Here is a 25418-nt window from a genome sequence, read left to right as displayed (position 1 = left end):
CCTTTACTTTCTTGCCAGCATCATATCCTCTGGATCCCCTTTTTGAGTGGTTTTTACTGATTGACTGTCAATTATTCCTACTGATGGAGTTTCATTCTTACCAATTATCTTTCTTAGTTTTTTAACTAGAAAATCATGAATTTCTTGCCATATTCCACTTTTTTTTAAACGCGAATTACAACTATACACGGTTTTCCATGGTGGAAAATTCTTAGGTAGTTGTCTCCATTGACAGCCTGTTCTCATCACATACCTTATTGCATCGATAATCGTTCTGATACTGTGTTTTCTTGGTCTGCCGGTCTTTTTAGGTTCAAAAATATTGCTCTATCATCTTCCATTCTTTGTCACTTATATCGCTTGGGTACATTTAAAATATATCTTATAACACACTTCTTAACTCCTTTCTACTTAGTTTGAAGACATGCTCTTATAATTCACAAGAAATATCTCAATATTTGCAAAGTCGTACTTTCCTGATAAAACATCTTCTTCTTTAATATCACCACTATTTAATATCCCTTCAATTTCTAGATTATCAGTTTTTAAATCGCTGTTTAATATTATACTACTGGCTGTAAATCCACTTGAAGATTTATAGAGTATATTATCAATATTTAAATCTTCATCATAGTCAGTGAATCCCATTACTTCTCCACCTGCGAGCTTTAATTTCCAGCACGTAGCGGTGGTAAGTAATTCTCCAGCTAAATGATTTTTTAGTGTGGTTTGCATAGGGGCCTCCTGTTTAATTGATTGAATTTGAAAGTAGCTATACGGCTAGTAGAATAAGGGAAGTGTGTTCTTTTCTCATCATCTAAGTAGCCATAAAGCGTCATTCCAGTGCTTGACATACAGCTTTACAAACAAATGTTTGTAAAGGCAGTATGTTAAGTGTTATAGCCGGTTTTGCCTCAAAGACAAAGGCAGTGCCTTGACACTTGGATCCAGAANAATTGATTGTGCATTATACAACATTTTCGATCAAAAGCTGGATTCCAGTGTCAAGCACTGGAATGACAGGAGAGGGGTGCTGGGATAACAAGGAGAGAAATACTGGAATGACAAAAATTGGCACTGAGACGATAGAAAAGGAGCACTTATGGAATATGGCTACAAAGGCTTATACTTCTCAACATCACCTGATTTTGCATCCTCGATGCCTGAAAGGATTTCTTTAATGATGTTATAGCTTAGCTCAGGGTTATCTTCAACAACTTGACCAATTTTAGCCCAATGCTCGATTTGTTGTGGTACGGAACGATTTTGTAACATGGAATGAGATTGTACTATTTCCTCAAATTCTCCATCAAGATTTACTGTTATATCCATGATATTGTTACTTCTACTTTAAGCTATTATACCATATATTGGAAATTTTTTCAATATAAAATTTTCATCTGGAAATACACACCACATTCAAGCTGTGGTGTGTATTATTAAACAATTAGAAAGAAAACTTCACACCAGTAAGTAGAAGAATTCCTTGGTTAGAAGGTGCCTCTTCTGTGGTACTACCTACTTTTGTAATCTTATGATCTGCGTTTTGTTTCTCGTTAGTCATAAAATAGTGGAGAGCTGCGTAAGGAACAAATTTGCTCTTACTGCATGCAGGAGATAGATCATATTGAACGCCAAGTGCACCATCGTGAAGCATATCTCCATCATTCATTCTGCTACCAAAGTACGTCAAACTTGTGTAGATATTCTCGTGTTGATACCCAGCTCCTACAGTCCAATACATGGTATCTATACTATCTTCACCAAATTGAGCTTTCAGCCCTTCCATTCTTTTGTCAGTATCAGGAAGCAGTTCATATTTTTCAATTTTACTATTAGTATCTTTTTGCAGTGTTTTAATACCTTTTGGTTGACCAGATTTGCCCAAGTATGCAAAAGAGGCGGCAAATTTTATGCCTTGATCCTCATTAATCTTATAATCAGCGCTTACACCCAAATTAACACCCATAAGGTCATTGTACTCTACAAATTCCTCATAAAGATGCTTATCTTTACTTGGTTTTTTCGCTTGACCATACTCACCAACTGCAGAAGTTTTAACTTTCACCTTGTGTTTATCAAAGTCATATTCATATGATGCACCAGCACTTATTATGTGCTCATAGTCTGGACCGACATGCTTTATCTCTTCTTTATGCTTTGTCACCTTGTTACCACTTATATTCTCCTCAAAAGGAACTGTTTCTTTTACAGTAAACAAACTACTATCATAACGAGGTGAGTAGCTAATACCAAATCTTGCGCCCATATAATTTGGTGAGTAGTAAGCAACTCTAAACGGCAGTGTAGTCATAACGCCTTTGTTATATTTCCCTGCCATGCGGAAAGAGAATTTTTCACTTTCACTCGAAAAACTTTCAGTGTAAAGACGTGGTGTTACATAAAATGGAAAGCTAGCAGCGCTTCCTTCTAAGTTCACTTTTCTGAACCAGTCACTATCTGCAGCTCCATCAACAGTTGCAATTCTTGTTGCATCAAGTCTCATCAGAGCCTCAGGACCAAATTGGTAACCAAGCTTCACGTCACCATATTTTGAGTTAACAAACACATGCGCACTTCTGCCTTTTGCAGCATAAACACCCTGTGAAGCTCCCTTACCTTCGGTCACTGGAACATGAAACTGCACGTCAGCACCATAAAGAAGACCTAAATCTTCATTTTTGTTTTCAGCTCTTAAGTGCAATATTGCATCAGCAATCATACCCATATCGTTGCTGTAATCACCAATATTTCCTATTCCTTCATAGAATATTGGATTTGCTCCTCTTGTTATATCTGGAGTGGCATTATAATACTCTGTAGATCTGTTTGGCATAACGTTATAACGTTCATACTCTTTACCACTTGGCCCTGCTTTACCATAACCTTGAGCATCAACAACACCACCGAAAGTTATCCTTAAGCCATCCTTTCCTTGATTGGTATCAATAATATCAACACCACCAACTGAGACAACAGGACTTGCCTTACCTTTTTCCTCTGTATTTTTGTTAACAATTTTTACATCCTTCTTTACATCTTTAGCTTCAACTTTAGCATTCTTAGTTTTAGAACGCTTAGTTTTTGAAACTTTACCTTTTTCTATATTAGAATTCTTAGCGTTTAGAGCTTTCGCTTTTGAATCCTCTATAAGCTTTGCTTTTTTCTCATTTGCTAGCCTGATCTCCTCTTTTTTCTTTTGCTCGGCTGCTAATTTCATCTCCTCCTTTCTCTTAAGCTCTTCAGCTTTTTTTCTTGGATCAGCATTACATATTCTGTCCATCTTTTCTTTCAGTTTTTTATTTGATGTTTTCATAACTTCTGTTTTTCCAGAAGTTTTTGTGCTCTCTTGTTTTTTTATTTCCTTCATACTCTCATCAGGAAAGTCAGCTGCAAAACTGCTGAAAGAACATAAAGTTAATAAAGAAACTAGAGCAGTTCTAGTATATATAGATTTTTTCATGAAGTGCCCCCAAAAAATTTCGAAATCATATCTTAAATGTAAATAGTATAAAAATGTTGAAAATTCAACTTAAAGCAACCTTATAACGAAAATAAAAGTAAAATGCAATACCTTAAAAGCAACTTTCTTAATACGCTCAACGTGTATATTAACCAAAATTTAGTACAGAGGTTCGCTTGTTAGTGCATTATAACCCTACTATTTATTCTACGGAAGTAAAATTTTTTTACTCAAAGTGAGAGCATATAAAAAATTAAAGTGTTAATACAGTTGTTGACAATAATATCAATCTACATTATAGTTAAGTAAATTGTTTAGCTGATAATAGATTGAGGTAGTTATGGATTTTAGTTTTTTACGCAATTTGTTTAGCACCACAGGTACTGGTGCAAGTAGTATAGGTCCACAATTAGAACAATCAAGCTCTATCTTAGCAGATGACGGCAAATGTAAGATAGAAGAATATGATGATGAATTTGAGATCATTGAAGAAGATTATGAGTTTATAAATCCTCGTGACCCAAATGAACCACATTCTTTACCTTCTTCTTACCAGATAGATGAAAGTATTGCAGAAATTGCAGGATTTAATAAAGAGAAATTATTAGAGATGTGCACTTTTTCTAAGATGACCTATGGTAATAATGATACAAAATTATCTCAGGCAGGGTATAAAACTAAAGCTGAATTTTTTAACGAAGGCTATAATATTATTCCATTTTATTATAGCGATGGAAGACATGCCGGTTTTGTTTCTACAAAAGGAGAGGAAATAACTATAGCTTACAGGGGTACTAAAGACCTTTATGATGTAATGATCGATATGAATGCAATGCTTTCTACTTCGGAATTTTCACCTGAAGGCGGGAGAATGCATAGCGGTTTTTATAATTCGTTTAAAGATTCATGGAATAGTCTTTATAAAATATTAAATACTCATGCTAAAGAACAAAAGTCAGAAATTAAAGATCTTAAAATTAACCTTACAGGTCACAGTATGGGAGGAGCTATTGCTAAAATAGCTGCTTTATATCTTAATAAAACAGAAAGCGCTGAAGATGTTCATGTTGCAACTTTTGGTGATCCAAGAGTTTTTGATCTGGATGCCAGTAAATTTTATAATGAAGCTCTTCAGGAAAAAACCATTAGGGTAACTCAACATAGACAAGATCCAGTTCCAGCAGTAGCACCTGGCTTTCTTGGTTATGTTCATGTAGGTGCACAATTAAGAGTTGAAGCACCACCGACACACGGTGTCCATAAGATTGATGGTTATTATCAAGCTATTAATAATATGGAGGAAAAAGACTTTAAATCAAATAATAGTGTTTCTCTCTTTTACTACCCTGTTAGGGCATTAAGTCGAATTAACTCTGCAGTTTTAGGTAATGTTCAATATTGCGTTGCCAATGCGGTAAATTATATGGTTGGTGGGTCAAATTTTTTCGAAGAAGTAAAAAATAAAAATTCTTCTCAGCTTGAACAAGCAGAAGTTGAGAGTTCTTTGTCTACTGCAAGGAGTGTATAACTATTATTATGGAGCAATTATTAGATTGCTCCATAATATTTATTCATTTAAATTCAATATAAAAATTTCCACCACAACCACTCTTCTTTAAATTTTTTTAGGTGTTCTTTTTTCTCGCATTCCAGAAGCAGCTCTTCCACACTTTTGTTGTAGCTTTCAGTAGTGATTCTTCCTTGATGATGCATGGATCTCAAGTAAATCAAATAAGTGTTAATTACATCTGTCTCACAATAATCTCGAATCTCTTGTATCTTGCCGCTATCGTATAAGCCCATAACTTGTGATCCATCAACTCCAATTTTACCAGGAAGATTAAATGCTGCACAAACTTCGTTCATTTTTACTCTCGCAGAAGCTCCAAAATCAGAGAGGGATTCGAGCAAATCACAATGCCAATCACTGCTATATCTCTGATTGTAACTATTCCACTTATCACCAGCTTTATGAAAATATTCTGCTTGAATGCCATGGACCATAGCACGATACTTCAGCACTGGTATATCAAAAGTGCGTCCGTTAAACGAAACTAATCTTGGCTTTTTCTCTGATATGTAGTTAAAAAATCCTTTCACTAGCTCCTTTTCACTGGAATTTAGTGTGCCTCCAGATCTTATTTCTTGCAGTGTGAATACCTCATAACCGCTCTGGTAGCTTATATTGCAAAGTAAAAAACTAATAACTACAATTTGGTGGAAGGGCTGACGCAAAAAAGAGTTTTGCCCGTTTGTTATTTCGAGATGATACTTTGTTAATGCATCCCTCTTCTCTTCTACACTACTATCGTCACTAATATTGAGTAAATTCTTGCAGGAGTTTACATCTGGTATAGTTTCAATATCAAATACTAATAAAGAATTAAGCATTGCCTATATACTCCTCCGGACGGTCGATCCAAGGTCGCACTTTTACAAATAAAAAGAGGTGTACCTTGCACTCAAATAATTTTTCTAATTCAGCACGCGCTTCGATATTAATTTTCTTAATATTACTGCCATCTTTTCCTAGCACTATTTTTTTATGACTATCTTTCAACACAAATATTATCTGTTTTATGACTAAACTCTTATCTTTTTTTTCCTCAAATTGTTCAGTTATAACAGCTGTAGAATATGGCAATTCTTCACGCAAATTCAAGAATAATTTTTCTCTCGTAATTTCTGCTGATAAAAAATTTGTCGAGGAATCGGTTATTTGATCTTCTTCATAAAACCAAGGGCTCACAAGTGCAACTTCAGACAAGTAATTCATCAAATCAGAAAGTCCATCACTCTTTAATGCTGATATTATAAAAATTCTTTCAAACTTATAAAGCAAATCTAGATGTTCATATGCCATCTTCAGTTCAGGCTTCTTTACCAAATCAATCTTATTGATGACCAAAATGCATCTGCCTTTTGTACGTTGCAGCCGCGCGAATATGGTCTTGATTCTTTCTATATTTTTCAAATAATTGCTTGCATCGATAAGCAACAAAGTGATGTCATCACCCTTGATTGCTGACCATGCAGACTTGACTAAAGCTTTTTCAAGTTTTGTTTCTGCTGAGAAAATTCCTGGGGAATCAGTAAAGACAATTTGTGTATTGTTGCATGTTGCAATACCCCTTATTTGCGTCCTTGTTGTTTGCACTTTAGGGGTAACAATTGCAATTTTCTTGCCTATGATGCTGTTAATTAATGTAGACTTCCCAGCATTTGGTAAGCCAGCTATGGTTACAAATAAGCACTTTTGTTCTTTCACAAAGGAAATTATAAAGAAAACTGGATGCGAGTGTCAAGCTACTTTCATGACCCCAATCCCTATCATCCCCTGGATTTCTACTACCTTTTTCATTCTAGGCTGTGCTTTTATGGTAACTAATCTCGTTCAAACTATGATTAATGAGTCACAAATAGACCAAAATAATAATTTCAAAAGTAATAGTTGTTTTTATAGTCAACCTGCGACAATTGGAGCCTATACAAAAGTGTAAGCAGAAATTGTGGGTTTATTGGGGTAGGAGCGCTCAGTGTTCCTATTTTCACATCAATGGATTTCTTACACTACCTCCCAAGCCACAATTGTCATNTCAGTAGGAACAAAAAAACTTCCTTGACAAGCTTCGCCAGCTCCCTTATCATGAAAATGAAGCTATTGTATTTGCTTTCGCCAATCTGCAGATTAAAAGGTAAGGATTACTTAATGTATCGGCGTCTTATGTTCAATTTTTTGCAGTATATAGATACTGTATGTCTTTACAAAACTTCATCTACATCTAGATTTTTATCTAAATAAGCTGAACGCGCTTATAAAGCGTTACAAGACATCAAAAAATGCCAATACTTGACAGAGATAGTAAAAGACTAGCTAACTCGGGGATTTTTTGTCTTTTTTTCTGCTTAGTAAATTTCTTAAACATTTGCAGCGTAAGTTAGTTGCAATTAAAAGCGGCTGAATCTCGCTTGTCAAGCGTTTAAAACATAAAAAACGCCAATATTTTAAAGCGGATAATAACCCCAGGGCTTCTTTTGCCTTTTTTTTCNNATTTGGTAAATTTCTTAAATATTTTCTTAAATTTTATAGCTAATCAGTACTGGGATGACACCATCATAAAGTGAACCAGTGTCACGCACTGGGATGACACCGAAGGGGCTACTCGGATGACACCGTCATAAAGGAACCAGTGTCAGCTACTTGCATGACACCATTCTTTTTCCTGGATTGTATCTTATCGGTAAAAAAGAAGAGCTATTTGAGGAAGTTTTTATAGGACTAAAATCAAAGAAAACTTGCATATAGGTTCATCAAAGTGTAAAATTGGACTTGTTTTAAAAGAATAGGTCAATTATGAATCTTGTAACAAAATCTGCTATCGATTTTACTGCTTCAGCTGTTCTCTCTGGCGGGGAAATTATTGATAATTTCTGTCTGAGTAAGCACATAAAAAATAAGTATGCTGTCCTTTTTTTCTATCCACTTGATTTTACCTTTGTCTGTCCAACTGAGTTGATATCATTTAGTAATAAAATAGAGGATTTTTCAAAACGTGGTGTTGAAGTGATAGGAATAAGTGTAGATTCAAAATTTTCACATTATAAATGGCGAAACACTCCAGTTAATGATGGTGGTATTGGAGAGATTAGCTACACTTTAGTGTCTGATATCAAAAAGTCTATATCAAAAGACTATGGGGTCTTATATGATGACTCAATTGCGCTGAGAGCAACTTTCGTTATTGATGATAAATTTATTGTACGTCATCAATCGATAAATGATTTGCCTTTAGGTCGTAATATCGATGAATTCGTTAGAATCGTTGATGCAATTAAACATAATGAAGAGCATGGTGAAGTATGTCCAGCAGGGTGGANNAAAGGTAAGCCAGCAATGCAGGCAAGCGATGAAGGAGTAGCTGATTATCTAAACTCATACAGTGAAGAATTATAAATTTAGTACAAAAGTTCTTATTATTGGATCTGGGGCAGCGGGTTATGCTGCCGCTATATATGCAGCACGTGCAAACTTAGAGCCGATTGTAATAACGGGAATGCAGCCTGGTGGTCAGCTTACAATTACTACAGATGTTGAAAATTATCCTGGTTTTGTTTCAATACAGGGTCCAGAACTAATGGAGCAAATGAGGTTGCATGCAGAAAAGGTTGGAGCAAAAATAATAGATGATGAGATAAAAAGCGTTGAACAACTTGAGGATTCTAATGAGTATAGGTTTAGATCTTCTGGTAATATCAATGACTACTATTCAGATGCAATTATCATTGCATCTGGTGCGCAAGCGAAGTGGCTTGGTTTGGAGAGTGAAAAGGAATTTCAAGGTTACGGAGTTTCAGCTTGTGCAACTTGTGATGGTGCGTTTTTTAGGAATAAAGTTGTAGCTGTGGTTGGTGGTGGAAACACTGCTGTTGAAGAGGCGATATTTTTAACTCGATTTGCCAAAGAAGTGCTATTAATACACAGGCGTGATAAATTAAGAGCGGAAAAAGTAATGCAAGATAGGCTCTTTAAAAATGATAAAATAAAAGTAATGTGGAACCATACCGTAGAGCAGATTCTTGGAGAAGAAAATCCAAAAAGGGTTGCTGGTATTGCGATTGAATCAGCAGAGACCGATAAAACCCAAGAATTAAAAGTGGATGGAGTGTTTATTGCAATCGGGCATGCACCAAATACGGGTATTTTTAAAGGCTTTGTTGAAATGGATGAGCAGGGTTACATCATTACAAAACCTGGAACAACTTTAACTAGTAGGGCAGGAGTGTTTGCTGCAGGTGATGTTCAAGATAAGGTATATCGTCAGGCAGTAGTTGCAGCAGGAACAGGGTGCATGGCTGCGCTTGATGCAGAAAAGTTTTTGGAGTCGTAGTTAATTCTAGGATTTTGAATAAATTGCTTGCAATTTCCCTTTTTTTTACATAATTATGTTAGTAAGTTATTAAAAAGAGGAATTTAGTATGCCTTATGAAAATAGTGTAGCATATTTTGGAAGAAGGGCTGGCAATAATACGGCATTCCAAGCTCAAAATCATGCAACTTCAAGACAGCTAAGTGAATCAACAAAACAGCTATTTAAGGCTATTGATGATGAGAACCTAGAAGATTTTAAACTAGCTTTGGAAGGAGGTGCGGATGTTAATGCGTTTGACAAGGGATATACACCATTAATGACTATTATCATGAATGGTGATGACAGCCCTATATGCTTAAAAATGATGATGTTGCTTTTACAACATCAAAGTTTAAATATTAATGCTCAAAAAACTAAAGAATGCAATACAGCTCTACATCTAGCCTTTCTCATGGAAAATAGGAATTTTGTACAGATGTTATTTAGACATCCTAACTTAGATATAGATGTTAAAAATAGTTATTTACTTATTAAACCTGAATACCAACAACTCCCTGAAGTACTTCTTCATGATTTTCATAAAGAGCGTTTCTTTCATACTCCTAAAGAATATATTGAAAAAATAGGGCGAATACAAGAAAAGGACTTTTCGCATCTTACAATGGAAATACAAAAAGCACGAAAAGGAAGAGAATTATTAAGTGCTCTTTCTAGCGGAAACATTTACCAAGCGAAAAGATCATTAAATCAAGAGTTTAACCCTAATTGCTGGAAAAGAAGCCGAAGCCGAAGTGAAGAAATAGAAACACCGCTTAGCTTAATTATCAAATCATGTTTACAAGAAATAACACCAGATAACGAAGAAGTATTGACTAAATTTTTAAAACATAAAGAGCTAGATTTTAGTCAAATAAAGCCAATACAAGCTATAGAGCAAAATCCATGGGTGAAGCAAATAATTGAACAAGCTATTACAGAGCGATTAACCGCTACTATTAATAAAAAAGATTTAGATGATGTAAAAAAATTAGTAGAAGATAATTGCTTCATGAGTCATGCAATTGTTACTGCTGCATTGAGAGATGCTAGTGAGCCAACTAAGTCCATTAAAAAGGATCTAAATGAAAAATTTCCTGCAAGTGCAGAGCAACCTGTAGCAAATACACATAATGTTCAACCAGAAACAAACGACGCATTTATTGCTCAAGAGTTGCAGCAACTCGAAAACCTTAGAGCATGTCTTCAAACTCAAGAATGAGCTAATTTGTGAAGCATAATAGTGATCATATTAAAAAAGATGTTATTTTTTGAAGTGAGAGGAGAATGCTCATAATCCTTACTCATACGTCTAAAATTGGAGAGCCAAGCAAAGGTTCTCTCAACAATCCAACGTTTAGGAATAACCTGAAATCCTGTATCAACTACTTTCTTGGTAATCGTCAACAAACATCCAGTTTCCAATAAACAGCGGTTTTGCAATTTACCTGTATATCCTTGATCAGCAAAAAACTTACGTAATGTTGGAGCTTTGCATTTGGCTTGAACAAAAAGATTTAGTGCACCATCACGATCTTGAATGCTTGCACTGTGTACTTCAGCAGCAATTACAAGACCTAGAGTATCTACAACGATGTGGCGTTTTCTACCCTTTACTTTCTTGCCAGCATCATATCCTCTGGATCCCCTTTTTGAGTGGTTTTTACTGATTGACTGTCAATTATTCCTACTGATGGAGTTTCATTCTTACCAATTATCTTTCTTAGTTTTTTAACTAGAAAATCATGAATTTCTTGCCATATTCCACTTTTTTTAAACGCGAATTACAACTATACACGGTTTTCCATGGTGGAAAATTCTTAGGTAGTTGTCTCCATTGACAGCCTGTTCTCATCACATACCTTATTGCATCGATAATCGTTCTGATACTGTGTTTTCTTGGTCTGCCGGTCTTTTTAGGTTCAAAATATTGCTCTATCATCTTCCATTCTTTGTCACTTATATCGCTTGGGTACATTTAAAATATATCTTATAACACACTTCTTAACTCCTTTCTACTTAGTTTGAAGACATGCTCTTAGAGATGAGCTTGAAAGAACAAAAGCTCAACTTACAGAAAAAGAGCAGAAGTTGATACGCGAAAGAACAAGAGACACTGGCAAAATTTCACAATTAAAAAGAGATTTAGCACAAGTAAGGCAGGAAAAAGCGGCTCAACAAGATGAATTAATTCAATGTAAAAGAATTGTGTATGAAAGAACAAACGACACTGTCGAAATTTCACAATTAAAAAGAGATTTGAAACAAGTAAGGGAAGAAAGAGATAGGCTTTCATCAGAAAATAGACTGCTCCGTACTAAAAGTCTGAATAATAAAAACGAAAAATCCTCGGAAGCAAGTGCTCAGAGTAGAAAGCAAAGTAACTATGCTTCTGCTTCTTTTGTGTTATCTGGAGCATTCGCTGTTGGTGCATGTTTAACAATGCCTGATTTGGAAATATGTATTCCACTTGCTGTAACTGCATTTGCCTTCTTTACAATTGGATGTTACTGTTCATACAAAGCAAACACAATACTTAGTGATGTTAAAAGCACTCAGCTTGGTGATTTAGAACGAAGTTAAGGTTTTGATTTCTTCTCCAAACTTTGCTGAAAGTTCTTATACATATTAAAAACATCTTGATAATTGAGGTGAGTGTAAACTTGAGTGGTTTCAAGGCTTGAGTGGCCAAGCAGTTGTTGTATTGATCTTATGTCAATATCTTCCTGAAGCAAATGAGTAGCAAAACTATGACGAAATGCATGTGGAGATACAATTTCTGGCAGATTTAACATTCTCCTTATTTTCTGCAAACGATTAGCCACATAAGTTCTCCCCAGTTTTTTTCCTCTTACTCCCAAAAAAAGATATTGTGTTTCATTATTAATGCCAAGATAAGGACAGGCTTTTACATATTCCTGTATACATTTTTTTACTACCGGAAGAATGAATACCTGCCTTTGTTTATCTCCCTTACCTGTTACTATTAAACTTTCATTGTTAATATCACTAACCCCAAGGTTCAACGCTTCACTGATTCTTAAGCCTGTACCATATAGCAGGACGATAATTGCAATTTCTCTTTTTACCACCCAAGGTTCGCTCAAGTCAGATAATTTCATTTCTTTCACCAAAGTTTTTATATCAGGTATTGATAATGCTTTGGGCAGAGTTTTTCTCTGAATTGGCCTTGATAAGGAAAATACAGCTTCATTGTCTATATTGTGGTTATTTTTTATGTACTTGAAGAAATTTCTGATTACTGAGAGTGCTCGAGCGTTAGATCTTGCATTCACACCTCTTGCGTAACGAGAGGTAAGCCAACTTCTTAACTCAGGTATGCTTAAATTTTTCAGAGTACCAACATTTACTTCTCCACCAATGTGAGTATTTAGGAAACTTATAAGATCCTTCAAGTCCCTCATGTATGATTCCAAAGTGTTTGGTGAATAAGATCTGTTGCACCTCAGCCACTCATACCATTTTTCAATGATTGAACTGAGGTCCACGGTTACTTTTTAAAAAAAGCATCAATGCACGCGTCGCGGAAGGCTTCGTTTATATCAGGGTGAGAGTGACAAATTCTGTATATATCCTCTGCTGCTGCGCCATATGCCATTGCAACCGCTGCTTCGTTGATTAGCGTATCAGCGTATGCCCCTATGATATGCACACCGAGTATTGTATCTGCTCTGCTACAAGTCAGCACTTTCACGAATCCTTCAGCATCATCAGTGATTTTTGCTCTGCCGTTTGCAGCAAATTGACACTTACCAACTTTGTATTGACGGCCAGCATTTTTGAGTTCCTCTTCGGTTTTACCGATTGAAGAAACTGCAGGGTGAGTGTAAATGACAGATGGTATGATTTCGTAATCAACGTGAGGTAATTGCCCTGCTATTATTTCTGCAACTGCCACTCCTTCTTCCTCTGCTTTATGAGCAAGCATTGCTCCACCAATCACATCACCAATAGCAAATATTCCTTTTACATTAGTTTCATATCTATTGTTAACTTGAACGAAACCGTGATTATCTTTTTTTATTTTTTCAAGATCCTCAGTGCATGGTTTGCGACCTACTGCAGCCAGCACCTTATCTGCTTCTATAGTGTTTGTTTGATTATCTTTTACAGAGCAAACTTCCACATTCAAAGAGTTACTACTTTGTTTTATCTCCTCAACTTTAGTGCTAAGTAAAAATCTTATTCCTTGTTTTTGTAGACTAGAAAGTAGAGACTTACTTAATTCTCCATCCATTGCTGCAGCGATTCTGTCAAAAAATTCTACTACAGTGACTTCAGACCCTAGCCTGCTCCATACAGAAGACATTTCAAGCCCTATTGCCCCAGCTCCGATTACGACAAGTTTTTTTGGTACTTCAGTTAAAGATAGTGCACCAGTAGACGAAATAATGTCTTTCTCATCGATATTAATTCCTGGCAGAGAAATAACGTCAGAACCGGTTGCAATTACTATATTTTTTGTTTTCAGTGCCTTGCCTTCAACTAAAACTTCAAGATTGCCTTGATCAAAAGAAGTAATTTTCCCAAACCCATTGATTTTAGTGATTTTGTGAAGGTTAAATAGATATTCTATTCCTTGCCCCAATTCTTTAACTCTGGCATCCTTATAACCTAGCATTTCTTTTAAGTCGAAACTTGCGTCCTTAATTTTTATGCCAAGCTTTGACAGATCATTTTTCGTGTGAGCATACTGATAGGAAGAATGGAGCAATGCTTTAGAGGGTATACATCCAACCCGCAAGCATGTGCCACCAAAAATGCTATTTTTATCTATACAGGCAACTTTCAATCCAAGTTTTGCAGCAGCGATAGCGCACTTATAGCCTCCTGGGCCACCACCTATAACAATTAAATCATAATCAGTCATAAAAAACAAACCTATTTTCTAAAGAATAAACACCATTCTTCTCAGTTGTTACATATATCTTATTGCGAGTAAACACTGGAGCGTGAAACACATTACCAGGTACTTTGACTACCTTTCCTACACTTTCAGATCCAGGAAAAGCAAGCATTGAACCTTTATTGCTTGTCACCCACAGTGTATGGGCATGCACAATTGGAGCAAACAATTGCGTATTTTCTATTAAATCAGATGTCCAGACTGTTTCTCCATTTTTTATATTCAGGCCAATTATTTTATCGTCTTTAGTAACTATAAAAATTCTTCCGCCTTCTTTTTGCTCCTTTGGAGGAATAAGAGGACTGTAATATGATTCAATGTTTGATACACTTTTTACTTGCAGTGACTTTGACCATAAAATATTTCCTGATTTCACGTCAATGCTATAAATATAAGAATTATTTGTAGCTATTAAAGTATCGCTAAGCACTCTCGGTGTAGTAGTTACATCTGTGAGCTGTGTATCCAAAAGGTTTGTAGCCAATTTTTGGCTCCACAATTTTTTACCATCTTCATCAAAAGCTATTAACTCACCATTTGAAAATGGTGCTATTATTTTATCATTAGAAATTGCTGGCGATATGGAATACAAACCTCGAACCTCATTGATACCGTTTTGATAAGTCCAAACGGAGCTGCCATCTTTTATATCAAACACGTACAGATAATTATCAACAGTCAATACTACCAATTTATTATTTATTACTGCTGCTTTCCCTCTTACTGGAGCTCTCAATTCTTTTTCCCACTGAATCTCGCCGGTTTTTGCATCTATTATGTGTAGAACGTTATCCACTATAAAGAAAACATTTCCTCCGTGACGCAATAGGCTCATGTTACCAATTTTTTTCCTATGTGAGAGGTATAATTTCCAATTCATAGCCTTTGAGTTATCAATATCAAAGGAATATAAAGCGCCGTGCTTGTCTGGTAAAATAACGCTATTTTCTGTAAGCACTGGAGCTACATATCCTTGAGATAGTTTTTTATCCACTAGACTTATTCGCTCGCTTGCCATTGTATAGTTGCTACACAATAACATTATTATAATAATTATTACTTTCATTACTTAGTTGAGAACAAGATTTATTAATATACATACTAGAAATCTTAATCACAATGAAAATGTTCTTGTTGTACGTTGAAACATTGATTTATGAACAGAATATCACATTATTATGTAAAAAACTATACTCTTAGAGCTCATCCACTATGCGGCAACTTGCATAGTTGTACGAACATTCATTTTTGAAGGTAAACTGCACAGCAAATGGTGTCATGCAAGTAGCTGACACTGGAATGACAACATTCGTTTCGTTAAACACAAATGTTCATGCAGTTATGTGATCTTCATTAGTTACATCTGCAATCAGGCTTCCTAAAAATACTTTGTAGCCAATCAATCCTTGAGTATAAAAAAATTCCTTTAATAATAAGGCATGCTAATCAGGAATTTAATCAAACAAGCGACTCAAGTAGGAAGCAGTGAAAATGCAATACGGTATGTCGAATATCTCTATCAATTTGAGAAGTTTAGAAACACATTAAACCTCACTTTATCACTAATAAAGCAAAACAGGCTCTCATTTGAAATATACCAAGAGGGATTAGTGGATATGGAAGAGGGAATGTGTAAGACAATCAGGTCTTCCAGTGTAAATAGATATGTTATTGTGCTAAGAAGGTCAAACCCATACATTATAGTGCATGAACTTTCACATATGGTTGAAAATGAACTGAACTTAAGCTTAGAGCAGGAATTTCTCCATAAAGTTTATCAAGATGTTGAACAAAATCTTAAACAAGCAAATATTCTAGTACAGAAAATTATCGGCCAGGTCATATTTAAAGAGATAAAAGCTTATCAAACTGCAAAATCACGCGCATCTGAATTATTTGCACGCTATTTTGAGCTTTTCGCTTGGGCTCAGGAGGTTTATCCTAAAGATAAAGAATATCTAATTCGCACTCAAGATTTAAACAAAGTATTTCTTGCTACTGATGAGTGGAAAAAGAGCTGCCTGGATCCACAAATAATGGAGAGAATAGATAGAGAAGTAAAGGAGTATAGCAACAAAACTGCCTTTAAAGATATAAACAAAGTACAAAGCAGTTGGACTAATAAATTTTCCTCTGGGAGTAAAAAAATTGGTTCTATATTTGGAGATGATAATTAGTTTATAGTTTTCTACATTTACCATTACAGGTGAATCCACTAATGAATATTATATTTGATTGACAAGGGAGCTTTAATATTTTAGAATGCAAATATACGGAACTAGAGAGGGTGAATTATAGACTTGCTACCTGAGGAAAACATCAGAGATCTTATAATAAATGCCCTAAAAAGTTCAACAGATTCTTCTGTAGGGCGATATAAACGATCAACAATATTTCCTAATGGGCTGAAAACAACAGAGGAAGTAAAGTTATCTGGTGATTTTATTGATATGTTGGTGGGAAGAGAAGTACAAATATCTTACAATGATATCATAGCAAAGTGTAGCAGGGTAATAACCCGTCCAAATGGGGAAGAAATATCAGAAGAGAAAGAAATAAAATCCCAGGGGTTTGTTACAGAATTGAAGGAAAGAATTCGAATATCTGGCAGAGAAAGCATTGTAGAATGGGCTGCTGATTGGTTAATAGAAGGGTTTAAACAACAATTATCGCCACTACCTGATCTGGAGGATGTTACTGTAGCTACAAGTCAGCAGAGTAGGCAGCAATAGTAAAGCAGATTGTTTTTAGCTTAGGTTATATACGTTTTGCAACTACAGCATTTTAAGGTATAATTTTAAGTATTTATGAAAACTATCTTAGCTGTTGAAACAAGCTGCGATGAAACTGCAGTTGCGATTGTAAATAGCAACAAGCAAGTTCTTGCTCACGAAATTCTCTCTCAAGCAGAGCATAAAAAACGTGGTGGGGTAATACCTGAAATAGCGTCACGTGCTCATATGAAGCATTTAAGTGGTCTAGTAAAAAGCGCTATAGAAAAATCTAACCTTAACTTTTGTGACCTCAATGCAATTGCAGCAACATCAGGACCAGGACTCATAGGTGGATTAATAGTTGGTACAATGATGGCTAAAGCAATTGCGCATGTAGCACAAAAACCGTTCATTGCAGTGAATCACTTAGAAGCGCATGCATTGGTTATTAGGTTACTGCGTGAGGTAAAATTTCCATTTTTAGTCCTATTAATATCAGGTGGTCACTGTCAATTTTTAATTGCACAGGATGTAGGTAAATACATTAAACTTGGAGAAACGCTCGATGACTCGCTGGGTGAAGCGTTCGATAAAGTTGCTAAGACGCTGGGTTTAAGCTACCCAGGAGGCCCATTAATTGAAAAGTTGGCTAAAAAAGGCGATGGCACAAGATTTAAACTTCCAAGGGCAATGATAAAACGTTCTGGATGTAATTTTTCATTTTCTGGAATTAAAACAGCAGTAAAAAATTTAGTGCAAGAACTGAAAATGAGCGAGCAAGATGTGTGTGATGTATGTGCTTCGTTTCAAGAGTGTATTAGTGACATACTGCTGGACAGGGTTATTAATGCGATTATTATGGCCGAATCTTTAAATATCAAAATCAATGACTTTGTGATTACCGGCGGAGTTGCAGCAAATAATTTCTTGAGAGAAAAATTAAAACAACACATAAACTTAAACATATTTTTTCCCCCTAACAACCTATGTACAGACAATGCAATTATGGTTGGATGGACAGGAATTGAAAGGTTACAGAAAAATTATATAGATCCACTTAATTTTGCACCAAGACCAAAGTGGGAATTGGAAAGTTATTAAAAGCTCTCAATTCTGAATTAGGTAATGAAGGTAAGATTTCACGACGTCATACCGCCACGGTATCTCTTAGAGCATATCTTCAAACTCAAGAATGAGCTAATTTGTGAAGCATAATAGTGATCATATTAAAAAAAGATGTTATTTTTTGAAGTGAGAGGAGAATGCTCATAATCCTTACTCATACGTCTAAAATTGGAGAGCCAAGCAAAGGTTCTCTCAACAATCCAACGTTTAGGAATAACCTGAAATCCTGTATCAACTACTTTCTTGGTAATCGTCAACAAACATCCAGTTTCCAATAAACAGCGGTTTTGCAATTTACCTGTATATCCTTGATCAGCAAAAAACTTACGTAATGTTGGAGCTTTGCATTTGGCTTGAACAAAAAGATTTAGTGCACCATCACGATCTTGAATGCTTGCACTGTGTACTTCAGCAGCAATTACAAGACCTAGAGTATCTACAACGATGTGGCGTTTTCTACCCTTTACTTTCTTGCCAGCATCATATCCTCTGGATCCCCTTTTTGAGTGGTTTTTACTGATTGACTGTCAATTATTCCTACTGATGGAGTTTCATTCTTACCAATTATCTTTCTTAGTTTTTTAACTAGAAAATCATGAATTTCTTGCCATATTCCACTTTTTTTAAACGCGAATTACAACTATACACGGTTTTCCATGGTGGAAAATTCTTAGGTAGTTGTCTCCATTGACAGCCTGTTCTCATCACATACCTTATTGCATCGATAATCGTTCTGATACTGTGTTTTCTTGGTCTGCCGGTCTTTTTAGGTTCAAAATATTGCTCTATCATCTTCCATTCTTTGTCACTTATATCGCTTGGGTACATTTAAAATATATCTTATAACACACTTCTTAACTCCTTTCTACTTAGTTTGAAGACATGCTCTTATGGTGTCAAATTTATTTAAAAACTCTGCAATTTCTTCTTTTGAAAATGTTTCTTCAATTTGTCCATCTTCTCTATCTTCAGTTTTATAAAACACTTTAACTCTAGGATGTTCCTTATCAGTATAGACTTTTAATACAATAGATTGAGCAATGCGATTAACATATTTTGGCATATTAATTATTAAGATATTAACTATATATCTTAATAATAGTATAACTCACACTACTTGTCAATTAATATCTTATTAAATTAGTATTATTTATTATATAAAAAAGTAAATTGCATAATAGATGGCGTCATTCCAGTGCTTGACACTGGAATCCAGGAATTTTGATTCTAAATTGGGTATTGGTCTAAAATTAAAATAAACGTTTGTGATGAGATTATATGAAAAACTGGATCCCAGTGTCGGGGCACTGGGATGACACTTTTCTGATTGGGATGATAAAAGATCAGGCAAAAACCCTAATTCCTTATATCAATTAATTTTTGTCCACCTTTTACATTACATAAACTCATCACTTTTATAGAACATCTTATTGAAATCACTTATAGTTCCAAAATCATGATCCTCGATAAATAGGTGATTGTTTGTCACATAAGCTTCAGGAAGAATCATTAGCTCTCCATCATAGCTAAAATCTCGTGCATAAACTTTATTATACATAATCATCTTTTGGTCATAGGTGTATTTTTTAGCGGTACACTGACTTATTAAGTTTTGATAAAAATTATCTATGTCTTCACCCGCAGCTTGCAGCTCCACCTTATACTTTCCCACTTCAAGAGGACTTCCTATCCTTATTTTTAAGGGATATTGTGAATTTGCAACACTGTTAGAAATTTCTGCTTCAATATCAGAATTTTTATCCATATTTTCTATCACACTTGCCATAACAGTTTCTTGTTCATCTTCATCAACTACCTCTCTCTTTTGCCTCGATTTTCCTTGTTGTTCACTATGTTGATTATCATTATTTGAATTAATAGTTGGTTGGTTAACTTCCATGTCCTTATGTTGTGAATGCTCTTTACTGCTCAATTGAACCTTAACCCATTCTTTAAATTCTTGATCATAGCCTTTTAGCTCAGTTAGAAAATCCTCAACTAATTTATCAGCTTGAGGCCTACCATGATATCCATAAGTAGAAAGGCTCTTTAGTAAATTATCAATCAAGTCCGGATGTTTATGTTCAAGGAACTTTACTACTTGCTCTGCTTCTGAATAATAATGTTTTCCTTGATAATCATTACGTAGTATTTCATCTGGTTTAAGATTTTTATTTCTTATTTCAGCTAAAGCCTCCTTATCTCCATGATCATTGATATGTCTGCCATTTTCTAAGCCAGCGACATAGTTAGCAATAGCTTCATGCATTGCTTTCGGTAAAATATAGCTCAAACCAAGATTTGCAAAGTGCATTGCATGCCCTATCTCGTGTTCTAACGTATGTTGATTTACATTCCCTTTACTATCTAGGTAGACATAAACATCAGCAGCATTTCCCTTATTTAGATCGATCATTCTTGTGTAGCCATTAACACCGTTGCCAGCATCGAATCCAACTTTTTTCAAGTACCCTTTAAACTCATTTTGAGTGTTGAATACATAAGCATTGATCCTTATATCGTGGTCAGAGGTATTAAAAGCACCCTTAAAGTCTCGTACGGCATCCTTAATGCTTTTTTCTATTGTATCTAGCTTATTAGCAGCCAAATCATACTTGATATTTATATTAGTGTTATCAAGAGATACAGTTTTGCTACGTGAAAGGTTTGACATTACACTATCCATGTAATTTACTATTTCCACTTGCCCTTGCTGTTTAGCATAAGTAAGAGGTGTACCATCACATGCTCTTTTAATATAAAGATCAGCACCATTATCTATCAAACATTTCACCATATCCAAATTTCCACGTGTAATAGCCAGGTGTATCGGAGTATAGTTATGAGTAAGATTTATATCTGCACCTTTTTGTATTAGATAATCTACTATTTCTGTGTGACCTTTATTGACTTTCACATTCGCAGCAACGTGAAGGGGAGTTTCTTTCCACTTGTCTAGAACATCAAGTTTAGCACCTTTATCTACTAAAAACTTTACTGCAGCTAGATTTCCATCTTCAGCAACTTTGTGTAGAAGGGTTCTGCCGATAGTATCTTGTTGGTCTAAATTTGCACCTTTGTTTATCAAATATTCTGCTAATTCCATATATCCATGTGAAATAGCTATGCCAAGGGGATTATTATATTTGCCTAGGTTAACATTGGCATTACCTGTTTCCACTAGAAATTTTATCATTTTCTCATCATTCTTCATAACAGCATAAAAAAGTGGAGTGAGTTCGTGTTTATCTTGCACATCCACTCTAGCGCCCTTATCTATCAAAAGTTTTACTTCATCAAAATGCTTACTAAAAACAGCTTTATGTAGAGCGGTATAACCCATAGAGTCTTTAGCATTTAAATCTTCATCATCATTATTTTCTATCACACTTGCCATAACAGTTTTTTGTTCATCTTCTATTGGTTTTGTTTGTTTTTCAGTCTTATTACTGCTACTGTCATTTTCTACGGTTACTTTTTTTACTTCTATATCTTTTTTAGCTTTCTCATTACTTTGCTTGCGTATTTCATCTTCACGCAATTTCTCCTGTAGAGCTTTTTTCGTATCAGCATAATCATCACGATTGCTTTGCAAAGCGGGTTGATCTTCAACATAACTGCTGCTATCATCTGCTTGCATTTGATCTATATAGTTAGATTCTTCTTCCTGTATAGTATTTTTTATAACTCCCTTAAGGTAATCAAGCATATCTTTCCTAGTCTTTTCCCAACTTGCAGCATCTTTTAAGCGTTTTTGGTGAGAAGGATCATCATCAGTATATCTTCTATCATTATCTATTACATTTTTTAATATTCTCCTATCATCTATCCATTGTTCAGCATGATAAAATAGCGTCCGTCCTTCATTACCACGAATATCAACATCAGCTCCATTCTTTACCAGGTACTTTACTTTGTCCAATTGCCCATGTCTTACTGCATGAATAAGTGGTGTCCAGCCTTCATTATCTCGAACATCAATATCTGCATTATTTTTAATGAGATATTCTACCATCTCTTGATTTCCTAAATTAACAGCAAGGTGTAGAGGTGTTAGACCATAGTGATCCTTAATATCAACATCTGCACCATGATCTATTAAGTACTTTGCTATCTCTATTTGTGCACCTATGGCAAAGTGTAGTGGAGCTCTATAACCATTACTGTCATGTCGAGTATTAATATCTGCATTACAATCTATTAAGAGTTTAGCTATCTTGGTATGCCCCAGTTCAATTGCGTAAAGTAATAGTGTTTGAGCAGAAGTATTTTTTACACTAAGGTCTGCACCATGCTCTATTAAATGCTCAACTATATCTGTATGTCCCAACTTAACAGCAACAAGTAGCGGAGATGATCTATTATGATTTCCAACATTAGGGTCTGCTTTATGATCTAACAGATATTTCACTATTTCTGTATTATCTGAATAAATAGCACTTTGTAGTGGTGTTCTGGAATAAGCATCTTGAATATTAGGATTTGCACCATGATCTACTAAGTATTTAGCTATCTCTGTATCTCCAGATTCAACAGCATAGTGTAAAGGTGTTTTGTAATAAACATATTGAGTATTAGTTTTCTGATAATAATTGTCCTGAATATTAAGGTTTGCACCATTATCAATAAGGCATTTTGCTACTTCTGAATTCCCGGATTTAATAGCACAATGAAGTGGTGTTAGTCCGTTATGGTCTCTTGCATCAATATACGCTTTGTGTTCTATAAGCTTACTTACTTTTAGTAAATCTCCCGATGAAGCGGCGTTATGTAAAGAAGTAACACCAAATTCATCTACCTTATTTACATCTTCTATAACGTTTTTCTTATTATCCTCATCAATTGCCCTTTTCCTCCTAGATTTAATTTCACTCTCTACCACAACTTCTTCGTCTACTTGCTCATCATCAATTGTAAACTCAGTATCTACCTGATTACTATCTTCCTTCAACTCATTAGATAACTTTTCAGATAGCTGATCACCACTCAAATAAGGTTCTTTTGAATATTTAGCGTAATTATAGGGATCAGTGCTGTCTGCTGAATAAAACCCACTTTCAAAACCAGAGTAAGAGCTTTGATTGAGCACAAAAAACAAATTTTCATAATCAACCAGCATCTCACCTCTAGGGCTAACAAAATGCAAGTATTCATCGCCTTCCCATTCTGGGTGGTGTGTATATTTTGCTATGTAGTATTTGTTTGAATCAAGGACTATCTCCCCATCAAGTTGTAAAATTACTGCTGAACGCCCATTGCCTATATCATGACCTTTTATCACTTGAAATATTTTAATCTCATCATTTTCTATAAGTTCTTTTAATTCCTCGTTCTTTTCATTTAACTCTTCTTCCCTTTGTCTTTCTTCTTCTCTTTCTCTTGCCAATCTTTCTGCTTCTTCATTATCTTTCTTCTGCAGTTGTGAGAATACGTTTTGTAATACATCTTGTGTAGTTAAGTTGTTTGCATTGCTTAGCAATTTATTTAGTATGTTCGATACAGTTGGTAATAATTTACCATGGTCATCGAATTTTTTNTCCTTTGCTTTATCATAGTAATTTGGGTTATAGATTGCACGTAGAGGATAAAAACCATAATCTGCGCTTGATACATCATTAGATGACAGTTCCATTGAGAATCCATAGTGATTAAGCGGAAGGTTGGAGGTTAAATGGCTACTGTTGTCATCCCTAACGGTTAGCTCATTTCTGCCACCATATTGGTTATAAGAGATATAAAAATTTTCAGGGTTGAGATTGAAGTGGTCATCTAAGTTATCAAATTGAACTGTACTGCCAAGTTGCTCACGCAAAAGATTTTTGCTTTCGTTTGTAAGCTTTATACGTGCAGAAAAGTAATATGGATCTATAAACTCGCCTTTTTCTATCTCAAAATTCAAAGTAATCTTATCATTGACCATTAGTAGCCTCTAAAAATTATATAAATCTATTCATTATTTTATTTATCAATTGTATGGTGTGTACTATGAAAAATGTGTTAAACGTTAAGATTTTTTTGTGCACCTAGGTCAGGTATTGCAATCTGTCATTTCAGCGCGTAACGCTGGAACCCAGCTTTTTAAATCATGAGAGCTACAAAAACTTGCTTGACAAACTCCGCCAGCCCCCTTATCGTGAAATTGAAGCTATTTATTTATCTTCTCTGTACAGATTAAATGACAAAAAAACTCAACGTATTTGGCGTCCCATGTTTAATTTTTTGCACTATGTGCACCTTATATCTTTATAAAATTTCTAGGTTTTTACCTAATATAAGATGAAATGCGTTATTTAAAACATCAAAAAACGCCAACTTAAAAAATGGATAGTGAATAACTAGCTACCCTAGGGTTTCTTTTGCCTTTTTTTTCATTTGGTAAATTTTTTAATATTTATACAAAAGGTGTCATCCCGCTACTTGTTAGCAGGATCTAGAGATACCGTGACGGTATGACGAGGGAGAGCAGACAATGGCGTCAACTTAAGGACACATTTTAAACTTTTTTGTTGAAATAAAACAGAAACAAACGTGCTGTTTATTGCACTCTTTGGATAATTTAATGATAAAAAATTTAGAGAGAAATTTTATACACAATCACTGATATTTTCCCTTAAGTTGACGCCATTGCCTGAACAGATACCTCTAATTTTATGTACAGAAAGCTTCAAGCTTTATTGAGGTTTTGCCTATGGTAAATTACGCACATAATCAACCAAGTTAAGGAAAGTGCAAACCAAGTGATTGCATATTCCAAATGCTTCATTGGCTGTATAGCTAATTTGCTACCAAAATTGTTCGGCCATAATACACACTTCTCTAGCTTAATACCTAACTCATTGGAAATTTCCTCTGTACTCAGGGTAAACCATGTATTCGAAGCAGTATCGTTCTTGATAAACCAATTTTTGCTTTTACTGCTATTGCAATATAAAACTCCACCTGCAGCTACTTTTTCAATTTTTGCTCTTTCCTCTTTTTTNTCTTTAACTATTCCTTTGTTCACTAGCATATAATTTCCAGTAGTAAGTAGCATAGGAGACAACACATGATAGCCATGTTGTCCTGCAAAAACATATAGTTCTATGTCACTTAAAATCCCATCGATCTTGATGTGCCTGTAGTTAAATTGCGCAAGATCATCATTAGGCAATAGATGAACAACTGGAAGACTCATACTTTTAATAATATTATTCTTCCAGTTCAATCTGAATACTTGCCATAATCCTAATAAAAAAAGAAGTGAGCAAGGTATAATTAAAATAAATACTATTTTTTTTAACACT

The 25418-nt window shown here is 35.0% G+C and carries 23 protein-coding genes and 1 pseudogene; 8 read left to right on the top strand and 16 right to left on the bottom strand.

The window, feature by feature from the left end; translation table 11 throughout:
• Nucleotides 1-3 precede the first annotated feature (3 nt).
• From NOX90_RS05665 to NOX90_RS05645, 4 genes are all read right to left on the bottom strand, one after another.
• Nucleotides 4-321 carry a transposase gene (locus NOX90_RS05665; protein ID WP_375604617.1) on the bottom strand — a complete coding sequence of 106 codons (318 nt, stop codon included), beginning with the start codon at nucleotides 319-321 and terminating at the stop codon, nucleotides 4-6.
• Between the two features lie 90 nt (nucleotides 322-411).
• Nucleotides 412-735 carry a DUF2163 domain-containing protein gene (locus tag NOX90_RS05660; RefSeq protein WP_375603861.1) on the bottom strand — a complete coding sequence of 108 codons (324 nt, stop codon included), beginning with the start codon at nucleotides 733-735 and terminating at the stop codon, nucleotides 412-414.
• Nucleotides 736-1113: 378 nt separating this feature from the next.
• The gene (locus tag NOX90_RS05650; protein WP_264702559.1) at nucleotides 1114-1332 is read right to left on the bottom strand and encodes a ParD-like family protein; all 219 of its coding nucleotides are present in this window, start codon (nucleotides 1330-1332) and stop codon (nucleotides 1114-1116) included.
• Nucleotides 1333-1447: 115 nt separating this feature from the next.
• Nucleotides 1448-3463, bottom strand: a complete 2016-nt coding sequence (locus NOX90_RS05645) for a hypothetical protein (RefSeq protein WP_375603859.1) — start codon at nucleotides 3461-3463, stop codon at nucleotides 1448-1450.
• 340 nt (nucleotides 3464-3803) lie between these two features.
• Here NOX90_RS05645 and NOX90_RS05640 point away from each other — a divergent pair, with 340 nt between their 5' ends.
• On the top strand, nucleotides 3804-4991 hold the full coding sequence (locus tag NOX90_RS05640; protein WP_375603858.1) for a lipase family protein: 1188 nt from the start codon (nucleotides 3804-3806) through the stop codon (nucleotides 4989-4991).
• A 43-nt stretch (nucleotides 4992-5034) separates the two neighbouring features.
• Here NOX90_RS05640 and NOX90_RS05635 read toward each other — a convergent pair.
• Together NOX90_RS05635 and era are read right to left on the bottom strand one after the other, a co-directional pair.
• A pseudogene (locus NOX90_RS05635) lies at nucleotides 5035-5854 on the bottom strand (3'-5' exonuclease).
• Complete coding sequence (era, locus tag NOX90_RS05630; protein ID WP_375603857.1) at nucleotides 5847-6731, bottom strand: GTPase Era; 885 nt, start codon at nucleotides 6729-6731, stop codon at nucleotides 5847-5849. The pseudogene NOX90_RS05635 and the gene era overlap by 8 nt, the downstream one beginning before the upstream one ends.
• 1086 nt (nucleotides 6732-7817) lie before the next feature.
• On the opposite strand from era, the gene NOX90_RS05625 reads away from it, so the two are divergent.
• From NOX90_RS05625 to NOX90_RS05615, 3 genes are all read left to right on the top strand, one after another.
• Nucleotides 7818-8417 (top strand): peroxiredoxin, encoded by a 600-nt coding sequence (locus tag NOX90_RS05625; protein ID WP_375603856.1) that lies wholly within the window; start codon nucleotides 7818-7820, stop codon nucleotides 8415-8417.
• Complete coding sequence (trxB, locus tag NOX90_RS05620; RefSeq protein WP_375603855.1) at nucleotides 8404-9351, top strand: thioredoxin-disulfide reductase; 948 nt, start codon at nucleotides 8404-8406, stop codon at nucleotides 9349-9351. Before NOX90_RS05625 ends, trxB begins: the two co-directional genes overlap by 14 nt.
• Nucleotides 9352-9439: 88 nt before the next feature.
• Complete coding sequence (locus NOX90_RS05615) at nucleotides 9440-10591, top strand: ankyrin repeat domain-containing protein (RefSeq protein ID WP_375603854.1); 1152 nt, start codon at nucleotides 9440-9442, stop codon at nucleotides 10589-10591.
• On the opposite strand, the gene NOX90_RS05610 is transcribed toward NOX90_RS05615, so the two are convergent.
• On the bottom strand, nucleotides 10582-11040 hold the full coding sequence (locus NOX90_RS05610) for a transposase (protein WP_375604575.1): 459 nt from the start codon (nucleotides 11038-11040) through the stop codon (nucleotides 10582-10584). The genes NOX90_RS05615 and NOX90_RS05610 overlap by 10 nt on opposite strands.
• A gap of 64 nt (nucleotides 11041-11104) precedes the next feature.
• The gene (locus NOX90_RS05605) at nucleotides 11105-11347 is read right to left on the bottom strand and encodes a transposase (RefSeq protein WP_375603621.1); all 243 of its coding nucleotides are present in this window, start codon (nucleotides 11345-11347) and stop codon (nucleotides 11105-11107) included.
• A gap of 113 nt (nucleotides 11348-11460) precedes the next feature.
• Here NOX90_RS05605 and NOX90_RS05600 point away from each other — a divergent pair, with 113 nt between their 5' ends.
• A complete protein-coding gene (locus NOX90_RS05600) occupies nucleotides 11461-11952 on the top strand; it encodes a hypothetical protein (protein ID WP_375603853.1) in 492 nt (163 codons plus the stop codon).
• Here NOX90_RS05600 and NOX90_RS05595 read toward each other — a convergent pair.
• Genes NOX90_RS05595 through NOX90_RS05585 form a run of 3 tightly spaced genes read right to left on the bottom strand, consistent with a single transcriptional unit; the run spans nucleotide 11949 to nucleotide 15362 of the window.
• Complete coding sequence (locus NOX90_RS05595; protein WP_375603852.1) at nucleotides 11949-12878, bottom strand: tyrosine recombinase XerC; 930 nt, start codon at nucleotides 12876-12878, stop codon at nucleotides 11949-11951. The two genes, NOX90_RS05600 and NOX90_RS05595, sit on opposite strands and share 4 nt — an antisense overlap.
• A gap of 2 nt (nucleotides 12879-12880) precedes the next feature.
• The gene (gene lpdA, locus NOX90_RS05590) at nucleotides 12881-14260 is read right to left on the bottom strand and encodes a dihydrolipoyl dehydrogenase (RefSeq protein WP_375603851.1); all 1380 of its coding nucleotides are present in this window, start codon (nucleotides 14258-14260) and stop codon (nucleotides 12881-12883) included.
• Entirely contained in the window at nucleotides 14253-15362 is a 1110-nt protein-coding gene (locus tag NOX90_RS05585) for a PQQ-binding-like beta-propeller repeat protein (protein WP_375603850.1), read from the bottom strand. Before NOX90_RS05585 ends, lpdA begins: the two co-directional genes overlap by 8 nt.
• Before the next feature lie 373 nt (nucleotides 15363-15735).
• Between NOX90_RS05585 and NOX90_RS05580 the strand changes: the two genes are divergently transcribed.
• From NOX90_RS05580 to tsaD, 3 genes are all read left to right on the top strand, one after another.
• The gene (locus tag NOX90_RS05580; protein WP_375603849.1) at nucleotides 15736-16473 is read left to right on the top strand and encodes a hypothetical protein; all 738 of its coding nucleotides are present in this window, start codon (nucleotides 15736-15738) and stop codon (nucleotides 16471-16473) included.
• Nucleotides 16474-16596: 123 nt separating this feature from the next.
• Nucleotides 16597-17028, top strand: coding sequence for a hypothetical protein (locus NOX90_RS05575; RefSeq protein WP_375603848.1), 432 nt, complete (start codon nucleotides 16597-16599; stop codon nucleotides 17026-17028).
• 75 nt (nucleotides 17029-17103) lie between these two features.
• Complete coding sequence (tsaD, locus tag NOX90_RS05570) at nucleotides 17104-18111, top strand: tRNA (adenosine(37)-N6)-threonylcarbamoyltransferase complex transferase subunit TsaD (RefSeq protein ID WP_375603847.1); 1008 nt, start codon at nucleotides 17104-17106, stop codon at nucleotides 18109-18111.
• 125 nt (nucleotides 18112-18236) lie between these two features.
• Here the strand turns inward: tsaD and NOX90_RS05565 are convergent, their stop codons facing one another.
• The 5 genes from NOX90_RS05565 to NOX90_RS05545 all read right to left on the bottom strand — a co-directional run bounded on the left by NOX90_RS05565 (nucleotide 18237) and on the right by NOX90_RS05545 (nucleotide 25417).
• The gene (locus tag NOX90_RS05565) at nucleotides 18237-18656 is read right to left on the bottom strand and encodes a transposase (RefSeq protein ID WP_375604608.1); all 420 of its coding nucleotides are present in this window, start codon (nucleotides 18654-18656) and stop codon (nucleotides 18237-18239) included.
• 64 nt (nucleotides 18657-18720) lie between these two features.
• Entirely contained in the window at nucleotides 18721-18963 is a 243-nt protein-coding gene (locus tag NOX90_RS05560; RefSeq protein WP_375603621.1) for a transposase, read from the bottom strand.
• A gap of 37 nt (nucleotides 18964-19000) precedes the next feature.
• Nucleotides 19001-19198: a hypothetical protein gene (locus NOX90_RS05555; RefSeq protein WP_375603846.1), complete on the bottom strand. Its 198-nt coding sequence runs from the start codon at nucleotides 19196-19198 to the stop codon at nucleotides 19001-19003.
• A gap of 333 nt (nucleotides 19199-19531) precedes the next feature.
• Complete coding sequence (locus NOX90_RS05550) at nucleotides 19532-24055, bottom strand: ankyrin repeat domain-containing protein (RefSeq protein ID WP_375603845.1); 4524 nt, start codon at nucleotides 24053-24055, stop codon at nucleotides 19532-19534.
• Between the two features lie 744 nt (nucleotides 24056-24799).
• Nucleotides 24800-25417 carry an SURF1 family protein gene (locus NOX90_RS05545; protein WP_375603844.1) on the bottom strand — a complete coding sequence of 206 codons (618 nt, stop codon included), beginning with the start codon at nucleotides 25415-25417 and terminating at the stop codon, nucleotides 24800-24802.
• Nucleotide 25418 lies beyond the last annotated feature (1 nt).

This window comes from Wolbachia endosymbiont of Anurida maritima, from assembly GCF_042182995.1.
Taxonomy (GTDB): Bacteria; Pseudomonadota; Alphaproteobacteria; order Rickettsiales; family Anaplasmataceae; genus Wolbachia.
This window is presented reverse-complemented; position numbering and strand designations above follow the sequence as displayed.

Excerpts from the sequence above, each read along its gene's own strand:
- NOX90_RS05660 (WP_375603861.1), bottom strand. The coding sequence starts at position 735 with ATGCAAACCACACTAAAAAATCATTTAGCTGGAGAATTACTTACCACC.
- NOX90_RS05650 (WP_264702559.1), bottom strand. The coding sequence starts at position 1,332 with ATGGATATAACAGTAAATCTTGATGGAGAATTTGAGGAAATAGTACAA.
- NOX90_RS05645 (WP_375603859.1), bottom strand. The coding sequence starts at position 3,463 with ATGAAAAAATCTATATATACTAGAACTGCTCTAGTTTCTTTATTAACT.
- NOX90_RS05640 (WP_375603858.1), top strand. The coding sequence starts at position 3,804 with ATGGATTTTAGTTTTTTACGCAATTTGTTTAGCACCACAGGTACTGGT.
- NOX90_RS05615 (WP_375603854.1), top strand. The coding sequence starts at position 9,440 with ATGCCTTATGAAAATAGTGTAGCATATTTTGGAAGAAGGGCTGGCAAT.
- NOX90_RS05605 (WP_375603621.1), bottom strand. The coding sequence starts at position 11,347 with ATGTACCCAAGCGATATAAGTGACAAAGAATGGAAGATGATAGAGCAA.
- lpdA (WP_375603851.1), bottom strand. The coding sequence starts at position 14,260 with ATGACTGATTATGATTTAATTGTTATAGGTGGTGGCCCAGGAGGCTAT.
- NOX90_RS05585 (WP_375603850.1), bottom strand. The coding sequence starts at position 15,362 with ATGAAAGTAATAATTATTATAATAATGTTATTGTGTAGCAACTATACA.
- NOX90_RS05580 (WP_375603849.1), top strand. The coding sequence starts at position 15,736 with ATGCTAATCAGGAATTTAATCAAACAAGCGACTCAAGTAGGAAGCAGT.
- tsaD (WP_375603847.1), top strand. The coding sequence starts at position 17,104 with ATGAAAACTATCTTAGCTGTTGAAACAAGCTGCGATGAAACTGCAGTT.
- NOX90_RS05560 (WP_375603621.1), bottom strand. The coding sequence starts at position 18,963 with ATGTACCCAAGCGATATAAGTGACAAAGAATGGAAGATGATAGAGCAA.
- NOX90_RS05555 (WP_375603846.1), bottom strand. The coding sequence starts at position 19,198 with ATGCCAAAATATGTTAATCGCATTGCTCAATCTATTGTATTAAAAGTC.